Here is a 16,625-nt window from a genome sequence, read left to right on the forward strand (position 1 = left end):
GCCTGCCTGCACGTTTCACGCGCTTCGTAGATAATCGACGGATATTTTCTTTTGAAAGTGTCCCATGTCGAATTTGTCTGCATTTCCTGTCACCGGCAAATGGCCGGCCCGGCATCCTGAGCGCCTCCAGCTGTACTCGCTGCCGACGCCGAATGGCGTGAAGGTGTCGATTGCGCTGGAAGAGACCGGCCTGCCGTACGAAGCGCATCTGGTCAGCTTCGACCGCAACGACCAGATGTCGCCGGAATTTCTGTCGCTGAATCCGAATAACAAGATCCCTGCCATCATCGATCCGAACGGCCCGGACGGCAAGCCGCTGCCGCTGTTCGAGTCCGGCGCCATCCTGCTGTACATCGCCGACAAGACCGGCCAGCTGGTGCCGAAAGACGCCGCCGGCCGCTATGAAACCATCCAGTGGCTGATGTTCCAGATGGGCGGCATCGGCCCGATGTTCGGCCAGGTCGGCTTCTTCCACAAGTTCGCCGGCAAGGAGTACGAGGACAAGCGCCCGCGCGACCGCTACATCAACGAATCCAGGCGCCTGCTGGCGGTGCTGGAGCAGCGGCTGGAAGGCCGTCAGTGGATCATGGGCGACGATTACACCATCGCCGACATCGCCATCTTCCCATGGGTACGCAATCTGGTGAATTACTATGGCGCTGGCGAGCTGGTGGAGTTCCACCAGTTCAGCAACGTGCAACGCGTATTGAATGCCTTCCTGGCGCGTCCCGCCGTGGCAAAAGGGCTGGAAATTCCACCACGCGGCTGATCTAGTGGCTGGGCGCGCGGCAGGCGGCGTCGCTTTCCCAGCGGCCGGAGCAGATGCGCGAGCGGCATAGCATGCCTTCGATCAGGCCCAGTTGCTTGCAGCGTGCCAGCAGCTGCGCGGTGTTGTCGCCGTCCTGGCGTTCGACGATGTCGCGCGGGCGTTCTGGCGTGACGGCGGCTGACTTGCTGCTGTGTGCCACCAGGGCGGTGAGCAGGGCGACGTCGGTATCGCTGGCGTGAGGGGCCGGGATGGCGATACTGGCTGCCGTTGCGGAGGGCGGCACTGCGCGGACAGCCGGCGTTGCCGGTTTGTGCTGCACGCCCGGGACGCGCATCAGCGGGCCTGCCGTTGACGACGCTGCGGCGGCACCGTCCACCATCGTCGCGCCAATCGCGCTGGAAGCACTCGACGTGCCGCCGTTCGGTGCCGCGCCGGATTGCCGCGCCCCGCTGGCTGCCTTCGCCTCGCCATCGGCCTTCGCCATCGCCGGCGAGGCGACGTCGATAATCGTGGCGGCGCGCTCGGGCTGCGACGCGTTCTCCTGCAAAACCGGGGCATCTCTGCGGTCCGTGGTGCCACTGTAGTCACGCCGGAAGGTCTTGGGCGTGATGGTCTTGTCGTGCATCACCCACGCCACGCAGCACATCAACAACAGCAAGGCACACAGGCCGATGGTCCAGCCATCGATGCTCCAGCCGGCCGTGTGCGCAGGCTTGGCGGCGGGACGCACGCCATGCTCCAGCTGCGCCAGAATGCGCTTGCTATCCGCCGGTCGACGCCTGCCGGTGCTGCTCATCAAATCTGGTTTCGCTTTATCCACACTATCCCCCTTGCATTTGATCTGGCCGAGGTCGCTGTGCTGCGAACGGCCTACGATGCAGTGTCCGGTCTGTGGCAAACGTCCGTTTTGATGGAGCGCACTATGTTTCTCTTTTCCGTGCTGTTGTTCTTTGTGGTGACGTGTTTTTGCGCCTGGCTGTTGCTGTTTCCCGCCGGGCGCGATGTGGTAGCGCAGTCGATGGCCGCGCTGGGCCGCCGCATCGGCCACCAGGTGCGCGGTGGCGTGCGGCAGGCCGGCGGGCTGGGACGCGAGGCTGGCGGTTCGCTGCGCCGCACGCTCGCATTCGTGAAGCGGCGCTATCCGCTACTGTTGGCGGCGTCGGTGCTGCTGACCGTGCCACCCATGCTGGCGCTGATGCTGAGCGGGCGTGGCATGCTGTCCGGCTACGACAGCGACACCCAAGCCATCAACGACCAGATCGCCGGCCTGCTGCAAGGCGAACAGCTGACCGCGCCCGCGCCACTGCCGCCGCCGGCCTTCACCACGGCCGAAGTCACGCTGGTTCGCCCCATGCTGGACAGCGCCAACCGCAACTGGCAACTGCTCGATCCCGCCTACGCCCAGCGCCTGCTGCTGGTGCTCCGGATCATGAAGGAGCGCCACGGCTACGACATGGCCATTCTGGAGGGCTACCGCAGTCCCGAACGCCAGAACGCGCTGGCCGACGCCGGCCCCAGCGTCACCAACGCGCGGGCTTTTCAGAGCTATCACCAGTTCGGCCTGGCCGCCGACTGCGCCTTCCTGCGCGACGGCAAACTGGTGATTTCGGAGAAAGATCCCTGGGCCATGCGCGGCTACCAGTTGTACGGCGCCGCCGCCGAAGCGGCCGGACTGACTTGGGGCGGGCGCTGGAGCATGATGGACTTCGGTCACACCGAACTGCGCGTGCCGGGCACGGTAAAGAAGTAAGTCGGATTGTTTTTGCGCAAGAAATCCCGGCTTTGTTGGTGGCAACATTGATCGGTCCGCCTGTCGCCTGGGCGCCGCCTCTTCGCCGGACACCATCTCATGATGCGCAGAATCTGGACCTTCCTGACTGACAGCCGCCACCTCACCATCATCGGCCTGATGGCGATGGCGGCGTTTTTTTATCTTGGCGCGCAAGTGCTGGAGCTGGCGCTGATCTGGGTGCTGGTCGCGACGATGGCCATGCTGGCGCTGGCCGGCGCCATCTGGTGGTGGCGCCGCCGGCGCGCGCGGCGCGAATCGGCCTCCTTGGGCGAGGCGATCAGCCAGTCCAGTCCCGATCCCGGCGCGGCCGAGGTCAAGGCCATCCGCGACAGCATGCTCAAGGCCATCGAGACAATCAAGGGCTCGAAACTGGGCATCGTCTCCGGCGCACGCGCCTTGTATGAACTGCCGTGGTACATGATCATCGGGAATCCGGCCGCAGGAAAAAGCACGGCCGTCACCAACTCCGGTTTGCAGTTCCCATTTGCCGACGGCAAAGTGCTGCAAGGCGTGGGCGGCACGCGCAATTGCGACTGGTTCTTCACCACCGAAGGCATCTTGCTCGATACGGCGGGGCGCTACTCGGTGCTGGAAGAACACCGCGCCGAGTGGTTCGGTTTTCTCGATTTGCTGAAAAAGTACCGCCGCCGCGCGCCCATCAACGGCATCGTCATCGCTGTCAGTATCGCGGAACTGCGCGGCGACGATCCGGAAGCCGGCATCAAGCTGGCGCGCAGCCTGCGCAAGCGCGTGCAGGATCTGATCGAACGACTGGAGGTGTTTGCGCCGGTGTATGTGGTGTTCACCAAGGCCGATCTGATTGCCGGCTTTGGCGAATTCTTCGCCCAGTCCGAACGCGCGGAGCGCGAGCGCGTCTGGGGCGCCACCATGCCGTATCAGCGCAAAACCAGCAGCCAGCAGGTGATGGCGTTCTTCGATCACGCTTTCGATGAATTGTGCGACGGCCTGAAGGCCATGAGCGTGGCCACCATGAGCCAGCAGCGGCGCGAGCGCATGGAGCCGGGTGTGTTCACCTTCCCACTGGAGTTTTCCACCATCCGCGCGCCGCTGCGATCGTTTTTGGTCACGCTGTTTGAGGAGAATCCGTTCCAGTTCAAGCCCGTTTTCCGCGGTTTCTACTTCACCAGCGCCTTGCAGGAAGGGATGCCGCTCAGCGAACAATCGCAGCGTGTGGCCCAACGCTTTGCCTTGACCACGCCGGATGCGCCTCCGGCCGCAGGCGCCGGGCATGCGGGCTTTTTCCTGCTTAACCTGTTCCGCAAGGTGATCTTCGCCGACAAGGATCTGGTATCGCAGTACGCCAGCAAAACCAAGGTGCGCTTGAAGTACGGCGCCTTCTTCGCGGCGGTGCTGCTGTTGGGCGCATCGCTGGGCGGCTGGAGCTGGGCCTACATGGGCAATCGCCAATTGGTCAGCAATGTGCAGGCGGATCTCGATAAGGTGATCAAGCTACAGGCCAAACGGCTCGACCTGCAATCGCGGCTGGAGGCGTTGGAGATCATCCAGGATCGCATTGCGCAATTGGAGAAGTATCGCGATGCGCGTCCATGGTCACTGCGCATGGGACTTTATCAGGGCGAGCTTCTGGAGCGCAAGCTGCGCGAAGAATACTTCGCCGGCGTCAAGAATGTGATGCTGATGCCGGTGGTGGCCAGTCTTGAGACGCTGTTGTCCGAGATGAACGCGCACGCGAACCAGTTGCAGCCGCGCGGTGCGGCATCGGTGCCAGCGGCCGGCGGCCAGTTTCAGGAAGCCTCCGCCACCAACGTGGATGATGCCTACAACGCGCTCAAAGGTTACTTGATGTTGGCCGATAAATCGCACGCGGAAGCCAGCCATCTGAACGACCAGTTGCCGCGCCACTGGCGCGCCTGGCTGGAAAATAATCGCGGCGCCATGCCGCGCGAGCAGATGATTCACAGCGCCGAGCGGTTGATGACGTTCTATCTGGCGCAGATTCCCGATCCGTCCTGGCCGCGCATCGACCTGAAGCTGGCCCTGGTAGATCAGTCGCGCGAGAACCTGCGCCGCGTGGTGCGCGGCATGCCGGCGCGGGAACGCGTTTATGCCGACATCCGCGCCCGCGCCAACACGCGTTTCCCGACGCTGACGGTGGCGCGCATGCTGGGCGAACAGGATCAGGCGCTGATCACCGGCAGCTACGCGGTGCCGGGCGCCTACACGCGCGAAGCGTGGGAGAAGTTCGTACAGGACGCTTTCCGTAATGCCGCCAACCGTGAACTGCAAAGCACCGACTGGGTGCTGAAAACCGCCGCCCGCGATGACCTGACGTTGGAAGGCAGTCCGGAACAAATCCAGAAAGGCCTCACCGATTTGTACAAGGCCGACTACGCGCGCGAGTGGCAGAAGTTTGTGCAAGGCGTGAGCATCGCAAATCTGAATGGCCTGGACGGCGCCGTCACGGCGATGAACCGGCTGGGCGACCCTCAGTCTTCGCCGCTGTCCAAAATACTGGGCGAAATTCACCAGCAAACCTCGTGGGACAATCCCTCCGCGATGAGCGCGGAGGTAAAGGAAGCGCAGACCGGCTTGATCAACTGGATCAAATACAGTTTGTTGCGTCGCTCGCCGGCGCAAGTGAACATTAACCTCCCGGCCGAGCGAGCAGCTACGCTGGGGCCAGTGGGGCGCGAGTTCGCCGCCATCGGCAAGCTGATGGCGTCCAGGGACAAGGATGCATCGCTGATGCGCGCCTACCTGGACCAGCTGTCCAAACTGCGCAGTCGCTTGAACCAGTTGAAGAATCAGGGCGATCCGGGCCCCGCCGCACGCCAGTTCATGCAGCAGACTTTGGAGGGCAGCGGCTCCGAGCTGGCCGACGCGCTGCGCTACGTGGATGACCAAGTGTTGATCGGGATGAGCGACATGCAGAAGCAGTCCATCCGCCCCATCCTTGTACGGCCGCTGATGCAGACCTTTGCCGTGCTGATTCCAGCGGCGGAGGCGGAGATCAACAAGACCTGGCTGGCGCAGGTCTACGAGCCATTCCAGCAAACGCTGGCCAACAAATATCCGTTCTCGCCGAACGCCCGCGTCGAAGCCGCCAGCGCGGAAATCGCGCAGTTGTTCGGCCCCGATGGCCAGATCGCCAAATTCGCCACCACCGCCATGGGGCCGCTGGTGCTGCGCCGTGGCGACGTGATGGCGCCGCGCACATGGGCCGACATGGGCATCGCACTGTCGCCGCAAACGGTGGCGCGATTCCCCGGCTGGATCGCCCCGATCAGCGCCGGCGGCGTGGCGTCGCCGGCCAGCGCTCAGACCATCTTCCAGATCCAGCCCATGCCGGCGCCCGGTACGCTGGAATACACCGTGGAGATCGACGGCCAGCAGCTGCGCTACCGGAACACGCCGGCGCAATGGGCCAGCATGGTTCATCCGAGTCCGCAGGGCGCACCCGGGGCCCGCATCACGGCGGTGGCCTTCGATGGCCGCAATATCGATGTGTTCAACGAGCCGGGTGAGCTAGGGCTCAAGCGCATGATCGATGCGGCGGCAAAGCAGAAACGCGATGGCGGCGTGTTTGAACTGCGCTGGAGCAGCGGCAGCATCACGGTGGCCATGGGACTGAAAATCATCAGCAGCGCCGAAAGCGGAGGCACTCCGCAGGATCAGGGCTTCCGTGGCCTGCGGCTGCCGGAAACCATCGTCGGCGCGCCGCTGGCGGCTTCCGCACCATCAATGCCGCCCCTGATGCCGAGCGGTGGCGGACCGCCGGCCACCGCGCTGGCGGGAGCCACGCAATGAAGCGCGGTCCGCGGCCGGCGCACATCGGCTACTTCGGCAAACTGCCGGCGCGCGGTGACTTCATCAAAGCCGCCGACAATCCGGCCCTGGCCAGCCTGCTGGATGACTGGCTGGCCGAGGTGATGAACGTGCTGAGCGCCGATCCGCGCTGGAAACTGAACTACGACGCCATGCGCCCGCTGCACTTCGCCTTCGTCGGCACCCGCAGCCGGCGTGCGATCGCCGGCCATCTTGCCGCCAGCAGCGACAGCTCGGGGCGGCGCTATCCTTTCCTCAGCATGACCGCGATCGAAGTCGACAAGCCCGCCACCTTTCTGCCGCGCAGCCCTGTGATCCTGTCGTCCTTGTGGGCCGAGCTGGATCTGCTGATAGCCGATGTGTTGGACGCCAGCGATCCCGAAGCGGCGCTGCAAGCCTTGTCTGGCGCGCGCGTCGAAATTGATCCCGCTGACCGGATGCACGAACAAAGCTTTGCCGACTTCCTCGACCGGCACACTGTGTCGGCGCTGGAGGCCATGCTGGGTAGCACATCAGTGCGGCGCACGCTGTTGGCGATAGGCCTGCTGTTGCAGCCGGTGCGCCGCAGCGGCGCCGAGCGACTCGACAAAAGCCTGGTGCTGCCGTTGCCGCTGTCCTCGCGCCAGCGCGACCTGGTGGCCGCATTCTGGCTCGATCTGATTGCCCCTTTTTTGCAGCAGGCCGACTTTGAACTGAGCCTGTTTCTTGCTGACCTGCGCGGGCAACCGTCCTTCGTGATCGGCTTTGGCGGCGCCGCGCCAGAGACGCTGGCCGCCATCATCGATCCGCACAGCGCGGCCGAGCAGCAAATCCATTTCGATTACGCCGGCTGGGTGGACGAGCTGATTGCCAGTGACGCCCGCGTGCAAAAGCTGTCGGCCTATCTGGAGCAGGGGCAGCTCTCGCTCAGTTCCGTGCAGGCGCTATTCCATGAAACCTTTGCGTAAAGGAGTTCCAGACATGCGTAAGCTGATGAAGATTGCGATGTTGGCGCCTACGTTGGCGCTGGCGCAGATGCCAGGGCAGATCGTGGTCACCGGTGCCGTGCCCGATGAGGCCAGCAAGGCGGCGATGGTGGCGCAACTTCGCAACCTGTATGGCGCCGACCGCGTGGTCGACCAGTTGAGCATCGCGCAGGTCGCGCTGCCGCCCAACTGGAGCGGCTACATGCAAAAGCTGATCGGCCCCAATCTGAAACTGATCAGCAAGGGAGAGTTGAAAATCGACGGCACCAATGTCACTGTGCGCGGCGAGGTGGCCAATGAAGCGCAACGGCAGCAGATCGCCAGCGACATCGCCACCAGCCTGAATCCCAGCTACACCGTCAACAATGGCTTGCGCGTCAGCGCCGCCGAACAGAATCTGCTGGATGCCACGCTGGACAGGCGCATCATCGAATTCGACAGCGGCAAGGCGACGCTGACGCCATCCGGCCAGACCATCCTCGATGAAATGGCGGCAGCGCTGCACAAGGTCAAAGGCAAGAAGGTGGAAGTGATCGGCCACACCGACAACGTCGGCCCGCGCGAAAGTAATCGGGCCTTGAGTCAGGCGCGCGCCGAGGCGGTGCGGACTTACCTGAACGAGAAGGGCATCAATCCGGAGATGGTAATGGTGTCCGGCCAAGGGCCGGATCGCCCCGTGGCCGAGAACACCAGCGCGGAAGGGCGCGCGCGCAATCGCCGCATCGAATTCCGCGTAGCGCAGTGACTACGGCAAGGTGATAGTGACGTAGGCTGGCCGTGGTGCCAGCTTCACCAAGTCCGAATACGCGGCCAGTGTGGCTTGCGTGGAGCTGGACAACGAGGCCTCAAGTCCGATGTAGGCCGCCATCGCCATCATGCCAAACACGGCGGACACCGCCCACAATGGCGTATTGGTACGCAGCTTGTGGACGATCTGGTCGGGGCGTTCCGCCTGCGGCGCGAAGCCTTTGCTCTTGCCCTGCATGTGGGCGATTTCATCGCCCAGCCGCGCGGTCAGGTAGGCCAGTTTGTCACTGGCGTCCAGCGCATACTTGCCGCGAAAGCCGATCAGCAGGCACATATGGAACACCTGTAGCGCCGGCAGCCGCGCGCCGCCGACGCTGCGCAATGCTTCCAGCCGGTCGAAGAAGTGCTCGCCGGCCAGTTGGTCGCCAAAGATTACCAGTTGCAGTGGACGGCGCTCCCACGCAAAGCGCATCGGAAATTGCGATGCCAGGATGATTTCATCGAGCGCCGCGCAGAAGGCGTATTTGGCGGCGTCGATATCTTCACCTTGTGCGCGCAGCTTGCGCGCCTCTCGGTCAAAGTCGGCGAGGAAGGCGGTGATGGTATCGAGGAAGGGCGCCTCGGTCGGCGGCACGCTGCCATTTTTCAGCATGAACAGCAGGTAGAAACCGTCTTGCAGCAGATCGAGCAGCGTTTGCACGTGGCCGTAGCCGGGCTGGATTTGCTTGCGTTGCCCACCCATCAGTGTGGGAATGGCGCGGCGTTCGACCTGGGCGCTCATGCTGTCACCGCGATCAGGTTGAGGCGCAGGTCGCGGATGCCGGCCGGCACGTAGATGGAAATCGACTGCGCTTTGAGCATTTGTTCGTACAACATGCCTTTGCCCTCCAATGCGAAGTAGTAGGTGTCTGGTTGAACAGGAATCGCGGCCGGCACTTGCGGCGCGTGGGTGAGCTTCACGCCGGGCATGGCCGATAGCACGCATTTCTCCACATCGTCCGGTGCGCCGACCTTGACGCGCAGCGGCACCACTTCCACCAGTTCCAGCGCCGGCAGCGAGGCGCTGACCGCCAGGTACAGCGTGGTGCGCTGGTCGATCTTGCCCGAATCGAGCTTGCCGAGGTGATAGCTTGGCTTGTCCTCGCTGAGCGATATGGAGAAGTATTTGGTGGAGATGACGGTGTCCAGCAGGTCGCGGAGGATGTGGTCCAGCGCGGAGAAACAGGAGGCGGGATCATCGTGTTGGTAGCTGGGCAGGTCGATCAGCGCGTACTGCTTGGAGTAGGTCATCATGGCCCCTGCCAGCGATAGCAGCGATTCGAACAGGCGCTCCGGATGTAGCTCCGGATTGCGCACGTAGTGCATCAGCGCCGCCGCCGAGGTGCTGACGGTGTGCAGCAGCCAGAAGGAAGACACGTCGCCGGAACGGAATTCGATCACGTTGCGGCTGGGCTCACGCATGTGCCCTTGCAGCGAATTCACCTTGGCCTGCAACGCGTCCAGCAGCCGGTCCAGCAATGCCTTGAGCGCCGGCGCGCTGGCGATGGCCAGACTTGGAGGGAAGAAGCTGGCATCTGGCTCGAAACCACCGGTGACCACACGCCGCAGCCGCATCACCGGCACGCATTCGAATGCGCCCAGCGGTTCCAGATCAGACAGCAGCCGCACGGCGCTTTTCAGGAAACTGACATCGGCGCCGACGGCTTGCGTGTACAGGTCCGCCGTCTCCTTGCTGGACTGGAGGTAGCGTGCCCCCGTGTGCTGCTCGCCATGTGCCGCTGCGTTCTGACCTCCCGGCGCCAGCGAGGGCAGGGCGGCATGCCACGTCACTTCCATCACGCTGGCGGGGATGCGCGACAGGTCGACCGCCGGCGGCAGAGGCACGCTTGCCGGCGCATCGACGATTTCACCATCGCGGAAAATCAGCGATAGCGCTTCCAGCCGCAGCTTGCCGGCCTTGAGCGCATCGTAGTCCCAGGCGATTCCTCGCACGCCCCACAGGTAGGGATGCAGAGCCTGCGCCGTCTGCCGCAGGCGCGCTTCGTGATAGCAGTCCTGCTGCTGGAAGTGCTGCGGACGCAGAAACAGGCCTTCTCCCCACAGTACCTTGGATGGAATGCTCATGGCTTCTCCCGGTTGATGGACGTTCCATTAGAACGAAAGCGGTGCGTGCGCTGTTTGCGTCGGCGCAAGCAAAGAGAAAAGAAGCCGCAGCTTGAGTAAGCGCAATCGCTGCAAAAAGCATTCATGAATAATGGCCTTCCCGACTGGTTACGCAAAAGGAGAAACCAATGAGCATGACAAGAACATGGCTGCCTTGCGTAGCCAGCCTGCTGTTGCTGTCGGCCTGCGTCACCGATGGCGCCAGCGTCCGCGCCGAAAAGCCGCAAGCCGCAACGCTGGACCGCGCGCTGGCCGATGCCGACGCCGCACTGGCAGCAGGTCAAACCGACAAGGCGCAGAGTATTCTGAAAACCGCCGCCACCAACCACCCCACCGACAAGACGCCGTGGCTGCACATGGCGCAGATAAAGTTCGACCGCGCCAGCTACGGCGAAGCGATCATGAATGCGCTGGAAGCGTTGCAGCGCGATCCCAACGACAAACTGGGAAACAGCATCGTCGCCGTCAGCGGCTTGCGTCTGTCGACCAAGGCGCTGGCGGACCTGAGCCAGCAGAACAACCTGAATGGCTCGTTGCGTTCCGAAGCGCAGGACCTTGCCAGGCTACTGCGCACCAGCCTCGGCGAAGAAGTGCTGGTGCCGGGGGCGAATGCGCCGCGCAAGGCTATCCCTGCGCCGGTGCCAGCGAAGAAAGGCGCCACCGCCGCCAACGGCCAGTCGTCCAAGACCAACAACCAGACCAACAACAGCGATCCGTTCGGCGGATTGAAATAAGGAGCTCGTATGGCTAACGGCGACAGTATTCAAAAGCGCTTGACCAAAGTACGTCCTCCGCGCGTGCAGATGACCTACGACGTGGAGATCGGCGACGCGATGGAAAACAAGGAGCTGCCCTTCGTGGTTGGCGTGGTCGGTGATTTCGGCGGCAATTCGGAGGCGGAGAAAAAGCGCCTGAAAGACCGAAAGTTCGTCAGCATCGACAGCGGCAACTTCGACGAGGTGCTGGGCGGCGTGGCGCCGGTGGCGCGCTTCCAGGTGCCGAATCAGCTCAGCAACGATGACAGTAGCTTCAACGTGGAGCTGCGCTTCAATACCATGGACGACTTCCGCCCCGAGTCGGTGGTGCGGCAGGTGGAGCCGCTGGCCAAACTGCTGGAGGCACGCGGCAAGCTGGCTGACCTGCGCAACAAGCTGGCGGGCAATGACAAGCTGGAAGACATCCTGAGCGATGTGCTGACCAACACCGACAAACTGGCCAGCCTGAAAACGGCCAAGGGGAACTGACATGTCCGCACAACTGAATCCGGTGCAGGAAGCCCTGACCATCGACGGCGCCAGCCTGCTGGACCAGATTGTCGAAGAAAGCAAGGTGGCCAAATCCAGCGTGGAGCACGAGCGCGCCAAGGACATCATCACGGAGCTGGTGAGTCAGGTTCTGGAGGGCACGGTGGTGGTCTCCAACAATTTGTCGGCAACGCTGGATGCGCGCGTGGCAGAGCTGGATCGGCTGATCTCCAGCCAATTGAGCGCCATCATGCACGCGCCGGCGTTCCAGAAGCTGGAGCAAAGCTGGACCGGTCTGCATTATCTGGTGAAGAATTCCGCTACCGGCCAGGGACTCAAGATCCGCATGCTCAACGCCACCAAGCGTGAACTGGTGAAGGACTTCCAGTCGGCGCTGGAGTTCGATCAGAGCGCCATGTTCAAGAAGATCTACGAAGAGGAATTCGGCACCTTCGGCGGCGCGCCATATGCCGCGCTGCTGGGCGACTTCGAAATCTCGCGCCAGCCGGAAGACATGTACTTCATCGAGCAGATGTCGCACGTGGCGGCGGCTTCGCACGCGCCGTTCATCGCCTCCGCTTCTCCCGAGCTGTTTGGGCTGGAAGGCTACGGCGACCTGTCCAAACCACGCGACCTGTCCAAGGTATTCGACACCGTGGAATACGCCAAATGGAAGGCCTTTCGCGAGTCCGAAGATTCGCGTTACGTCGGCCTGACGCTACCGCGCTTCCTCGGCCGCCTGCCATTCAACCCGGTGGACGGCACCACGGTGGAAGGCTTCAACTTTGTCGAGGAAGTGGATGGTACCGACCATCAGAAGTACCTGTGGTGCAACGCCGCCTACGCCTTCGGCGCCAAACTGACCAAAGCCTTCGACGATTTTGGCTGGTGCGCGGCGATTCGCGGCGTGGAGGGCGGCGGTCTGGTGGACGATCTGCCTACCCACACCTTCAAGACCGACGAGGGCGAAGTGGCGCTCAAGTGCCCGACCGAAGTCGCCATCACCGACCGCCGCGAGAAAGAACTGAGCGATCTGGGCTTTATCTCGCTGGTCCACTGCAAAAACACCGCCTATGCCGCTTTCTTTGGCGCGCAATCGGCGCAGAAGGCGCGCAAGTACAACTCGGAAGCGGCCAACGCCAACGCCGTGCTGTCGTCGCAGCTGCAATACATCTTTGCCGTATCGCGCATCGCCCACTACATGAAGGCCATGATGCGTGACAAGGTGGGCAGCTTCGCTTCGGCCTCCAACGTCGAAGACTTCCTGAACCGCTGGCTGATGAAGTACGTCTTGTTGGACGATAACGCCAGCCAGGAACAGAAAGCCCAGTTCCCGTTGCGGGAAGCCTCGGTGCAAGTGCACGAGGTGGCGGGGCGGCCGGGCGTGTTCCGCGCCGTGTCCTTCCTGCGTCCGCACTTCCAGTTGGACGAACTCTCCGTTTCCCTCCGTCTGGTCGCGGAGTTGCCGCAATCGACCAACTACTGATCCCCCAACAATTTAGAGGAGCATGCAATGGCAATCGACGTTTATCTGTACATTGATGGCATCAAGGGCGAGTCCAATGACGACCGTCACAAGGACTGGATCGAATGCCGGTCGGTCAGCTTCGGCGTGGAGCAGCCCAAGTCCGCCACCGCCTCCACCGGCGGCGGCCACACGGCGGAGCGTTGCGAGCATCGCGACATCGTGATCTCCAAGCTGGCCGACTTGTCCTCGCCCATCCTGCTGCAAACCTGTTCCGCCGGCCGCACCATCCCCAAGGCCAGGTTCGAATTCATGCGCGCGGATGCCCAGGGCGAGCGCGTTAAATACTACGAGATCGAAATCGAGAATGTGCTGATCGGCGCCGTTTCGCCGGCGGTGGAAGAGGGCGACATCCTGAGCGAGGACGTGGCCTTCAAATTCTCGAAGATCAAATGGAAATACACGCAGCAGAAAATCAGCGGCGGCGCCGGCGGCAATACCTCCGGTGGCTGGGATCTGTCCACCAACCGCATCGTTTGATCACTCCCCAGCGCCCGCGTTGGTCTTCGTGGCGAACCCCCGCGGCGCGCTTTTAGCCAGGCCTTGGCATGGGCCTGGCTCTTTTTCGAAAGCATGGCATGAATGGCTTTACTCCCGGCCTGCTGGACCGTTTGCTCGGCGATGTCGTGACGAACATGTCGCTGGAACAGCTCAAGGACTGTGTTGCGCGCGATCTGGAAGATCTGCTGAACACCCGCTGCGCGTTGTCGGAAACGATGATGCGCGCCTATCCCGAATGCGCCCGCTCCATCGCCAATTACGGCCTGCTGGACTTTGCCGGCATGTGCATGAACAGCAGTGAAGATCGTTTCCACGTGTGCGCCGCCATGAAGGCCACCATCGAACGTCATGAACCGCGCCTGCGCAACGTGCAGGCTCGCATCGAACATGAACCCGGCGCCATCAACCGCGTGCGCTTCGCCATCTACGGCACGCTGGCCGGACTGCCTTACACCGAAGCCGTCAGCTTTGACGCGGTGCTGCAACCGTCATCGCTGCAATACTCGATCAATCGCAGCGCACGCGGAGGTCGTAAATGAATCTGAAATCGCTGATCGGAAAATTGAATGAGACTTCCCGCCAGGCCGCTACCCGTGCCGCCAGCATCTGCGTGGCGCTGGGCCAGCACGAGATGGAGATAGAACACCTGTTCCTGGCATTGCTGGAGCAGGAGCGCAGCGACGTGGTGTTGATCGCCCGCCAGTGTGGCCTGAACCTGGAAGCGCTGGAAGCGGACCTGCATCAGGAGATCAGCCAGTTCAGGAATGGCAGCACACGCACCCCGGTGTTTTCGCGCCAGTTGCCGTTGCTGCTGGAACATGCCTGGCTGATTGCCTCTCTGGCGACGCCGCCGGGAGAGATCCGCAGCGCGCATCTGCTGGTGGCGCTGCTGACGGAACCGGAGCTGGAACAACTGGCGCTGCGCGCCTCGCAGCAGTTTGCAAAAATCCCCATCGACGAAGTCAAACACAAACTGGAGAAATACACGCATGGCTCGCAGGAAGAAACGGCCGCAGCCCCTGCAACCTCCGCCGCCCCGGTTGCCCATGTGGCGCGCACGGCGGCGCTGGACCAATACACCACGAGTCTGACCCGGTTGGCGCGCGACGGCAAGCTCGATCCCGTCATCGGCCGCGAAGTGGAAATCCGCCAGATGGTGGACATCCTGCTGCGCCGCCGCCAGAATAATCCTATCCTGACCGGCGAGGCCGGTGTCGGCAAGACCGCCGTGGTGGAAGGCCTGGCGTTGCGCGTGGCAGCTGGCGACGTGCCGTCCGCATTGAAAGAGGTGGAAATCCGTTCGCTGGACATGGGCCTGTTGCAAGCTGGCGCCAGCGTCAAGGGCGAGTTCGAAAACCGCCTCAAAAACGTCATCGATGAAGTGAAGCAAAGCCCGCGTGCCATCATCCTGTTCATCGACGAGGCGCACACCATGATCGGCGCCGGCGGCACGGCGGGCCAGAACGACGCCGCCAATCTGCTCAAGCCCGCGTTGGCGCGTGGCGAATTGCGCACCATCGCCGCCACGACGTGGAGCGAATACAAGAAGTACTTCGAGAAGGATGCCGCATTGGCGCGGCGCTTCCAGGTTGTCAAGATCGAAGAGCCGGCCGAGGATATCGCCAGCGCCATGCTGCGCGCGATGGCGTCGCTGATGGAGCAGCACTTCGGCGTGCGCATTCGCGATGAAGCCGTGACCCAGGCGGTGCGCCTTTCGCATCGCTACATCAGTGGGCGCCAGTTGCCGGACAAGGCGGTCAGCGTCCTCGATACGGCCTGCGCCCGCGTGGCGCTGGGACAAAGCGGCACACCGGCCTTGTTGGAAGACGCGGCCCGGCAGATGGAGCGCATCGCCGCTGAAATCACCGCCTTGCAACGTGAGGAGGGCAGCACAGCGCTGCATCAGCGCATGCAGCAGCTACAGGCATCGCATGCGGCTTTCATGGAAGAACATGCGCAGTACGTCGAACGCTGGCAGCGCGAGCAGGCCATCGTTGCCGCCATCACGCGCCAGTGGGCGGATGCCAATGGCGCTAACGAAGTGCGCGCGCTGAAAGAAGAACTGGCGGCACTGCAAGGCGAAGCGCCGATGGTGCCGCTGGAAGTCGACGGTGCCGCCGTTGCCGCCATCGTCTCCGGCTGGACCGGCATCCCGCTGGGGAAAATGGTGAAGGATGAAATCCGCACCGTGCTGTCGCTGCAAGACGCGCTGCAAGCGCGCATCCTCGGGCAGGAACATGCCGTCGCTGCCGTGGCGCAGCGCGTGCGCACGGCGCGCGCCAATCTCGATGATCCGAACAAGCCGAAGGGCGTGTTCCTGTTCGTCGGTCCGTCCGGCGTCGGCAAGACCGAAACCGCATTGGCGCTGGCCGATCTGCTGTACGGCGGCGAGCGCAAACTCATCACCATCAACATGAGCGAGTACCAGGAAGCGCATAGTGTCTCCGGCCTGAAAGGCTCGCCGCCGGGTTACGTCGGGTATGGCCAGGGCGGCGTGCTGACCGAGGCGGTGCGCCGCAATCCTTACAGCGTGGTGCTGCTGGACGAAATCGAGAAAGCTCACCCGGACGTGATCGAGTTATTTTTCCAGGTGTTCGACAAGGGCGTGATGGACGATGCCGAAGGCCGCGAGATCGACTTCCGCAACACCATCATCATCGCCACTTCCAACGCCGGTTCGTCCGCCATCATGCAGGCTTGCCTGAACAAGGAGGCGCCGCCGGAGCCGGAACAACTGGAAGCGCTGCTACGCCCCCAACTGGTCAAACACTTCAAGCCAGCCTTTCTCGGCCGAGTAAAAGTAGCACCGTACTATCCGATACCTGATGCGGTGCTGGCGCAGATCATCACGCTGAAACTGGCGCGCATCGCGCAGCGCATCCAGCAGAACCATCACGCGGACTTCAGCTGGGAGCCATCGCTGGTGGAGGCCGTTCTGGCGCGCTGCAACGAGGTCGACTCCGGCGCGCGCAATGTCGACCATATCCTCAGCGGCACGCTGTTGCCCGAAATCGCGCAGGCGGTGCTGGAGAAGATGGCGCAGGAGCAGGGCGTCAGCCGCATCAAGGTCAGCGCCAACAGCAAAGGCCAGTTCAAATACATCGTCAAATAG

At 63.0% G+C, this 16,625-nt stretch carries 14 protein-coding genes; 11 read left to right on the forward strand and 3 right to left on the reverse strand.

Annotated features, from left to right (window positions below; genetic code table 11):
* Positions 1 to 64 precede the first annotated feature (64 nt).
* The gene (locus GM676_RS18710) at positions 65 to 769 is read left to right on the forward strand and encodes a glutathione S-transferase N-terminal domain-containing protein (RefSeq protein ID WP_155465371.1); all 705 of its coding nucleotides are present in this window, start codon (positions 65 to 67) and stop codon (positions 767 to 769) included.
* 1 nt (position 770) lies between these two features.
* Here the strand turns inward: GM676_RS18710 and GM676_RS18715 are convergent, their stop codons facing one another.
* Positions 771 to 1,589, reverse strand: coding sequence for a hypothetical protein (locus tag GM676_RS18715; protein ID WP_371866287.1), 819 nt, complete (start codon positions 1,587 to 1,589; stop codon positions 771 to 773).
* Between the two features lie 102 nt (positions 1,590 to 1,691).
* Between GM676_RS18715 and GM676_RS18720 the strand changes: the two genes are divergently transcribed.
* From GM676_RS18720 to GM676_RS18735, 4 genes are all read left to right on the forward strand, one after another.
* Positions 1,692 to 2,519, forward strand: a complete 828-nt coding sequence (locus GM676_RS18720; RefSeq protein ID WP_155465372.1) for a M15 family metallopeptidase — start codon at positions 1,692 to 1,694, stop codon at positions 2,517 to 2,519.
* A gap of 102 nt (positions 2,520 to 2,621) precedes the next feature.
* A complete protein-coding gene (tssM, locus tag GM676_RS18725; protein WP_155465397.1) occupies positions 2,622 to 6,350 on the forward strand; it encodes a type VI secretion system membrane subunit TssM in 3,729 nt (1,242 codons plus the stop codon).
* Positions 6,347 to 7,315, forward strand: a complete 969-nt coding sequence (gene tagF, locus GM676_RS18730; RefSeq protein WP_155465373.1) for a type VI secretion system-associated protein TagF — start codon at positions 6,347 to 6,349, stop codon at positions 7,313 to 7,315. The genes tssM and tagF overlap by 4 nt, the downstream gene beginning before the upstream one ends.
* A gap of 13 nt (positions 7,316 to 7,328) precedes the next feature.
* Positions 7,329 to 8,078: an OmpA family protein gene (locus GM676_RS18735; RefSeq protein WP_155465374.1), complete on the forward strand. Its 750-nt coding sequence runs from the start codon at positions 7,329 to 7,331 to the stop codon at positions 8,076 to 8,078.
* Here the strand turns inward: GM676_RS18735 and icmH are convergent, their stop codons facing one another.
* The gene (gene icmH, locus GM676_RS18740) at positions 8,079 to 8,861 is read right to left on the reverse strand and encodes a type IVB secretion system protein IcmH/DotU (RefSeq protein ID WP_155465375.1); all 783 of its coding nucleotides are present in this window, start codon (positions 8,859 to 8,861) and stop codon (positions 8,079 to 8,081) included.
* Entirely contained in the window at positions 8,858 to 10,204 is a 1,347-nt protein-coding gene (gene tssK, locus GM676_RS18745) for a type VI secretion system baseplate subunit TssK (RefSeq protein ID WP_155465376.1), read from the reverse strand. The genes icmH and tssK overlap by 4 nt, the downstream gene beginning before the upstream one ends.
* Before the next feature lie 167 nt (positions 10,205 to 10,371).
* On the opposite strand from tssK, the gene GM676_RS18750 reads away from it, so the two are divergent.
* The 6 genes from GM676_RS18750 to tssH all read left to right on the forward strand — a co-directional run bounded on the left by GM676_RS18750 (position 10,372) and on the right by tssH (position 16,625).
* Positions 10,372 to 10,977, forward strand: a complete 606-nt coding sequence (locus tag GM676_RS18750; protein WP_155465377.1) for a tetratricopeptide repeat protein — start codon at positions 10,372 to 10,374, stop codon at positions 10,975 to 10,977.
* Positions 10,978 to 10,986: 9 nt separating this feature from the next.
* Positions 10,987 to 11,487 (forward strand): type VI secretion system contractile sheath small subunit, encoded by a 501-nt coding sequence (tssB, locus tag GM676_RS18755; protein ID WP_155465378.1) that lies wholly within the window; start codon positions 10,987 to 10,989, stop codon positions 11,485 to 11,487.
* A gap of 1 nt (position 11,488) precedes the next feature.
* The gene (gene tssC / locus GM676_RS18760; RefSeq protein ID WP_155465379.1) at positions 11,489 to 12,973 is read left to right on the forward strand and encodes a type VI secretion system contractile sheath large subunit; all 1,485 of its coding nucleotides are present in this window, start codon (positions 11,489 to 11,491) and stop codon (positions 12,971 to 12,973) included.
* Positions 12,974 to 13,000: 27 nt separating this feature from the next.
* Positions 13,001 to 13,492 (forward strand): Hcp family type VI secretion system effector, encoded by a 492-nt coding sequence (locus GM676_RS18765; protein WP_155465380.1) that lies wholly within the window; start codon positions 13,001 to 13,003, stop codon positions 13,490 to 13,492.
* Positions 13,493 to 13,590: 98 nt separating this feature from the next.
* Positions 13,591 to 14,052 (forward strand): type VI secretion system baseplate subunit TssE, encoded by a 462-nt coding sequence (gene tssE, locus GM676_RS18770; protein ID WP_155465381.1) that lies wholly within the window; start codon positions 13,591 to 13,593, stop codon positions 14,050 to 14,052.
* A complete protein-coding gene (gene tssH, locus GM676_RS18775) occupies positions 14,049 to 16,625 on the forward strand; it encodes a type VI secretion system ATPase TssH (RefSeq protein ID WP_155465382.1) in 2,577 nt (858 codons plus the stop codon). The genes tssE and tssH overlap by 4 nt, the downstream gene beginning before the upstream one ends.

Origin of the sequence: Duganella radicis, from assembly GCF_009720825.1 — a bacterium.
In the GTDB taxonomy this organism is placed as follows: domain Bacteria; phylum Pseudomonadota; class Gammaproteobacteria; order Burkholderiales; family Burkholderiaceae_D; genus Rugamonas; species Rugamonas radicis.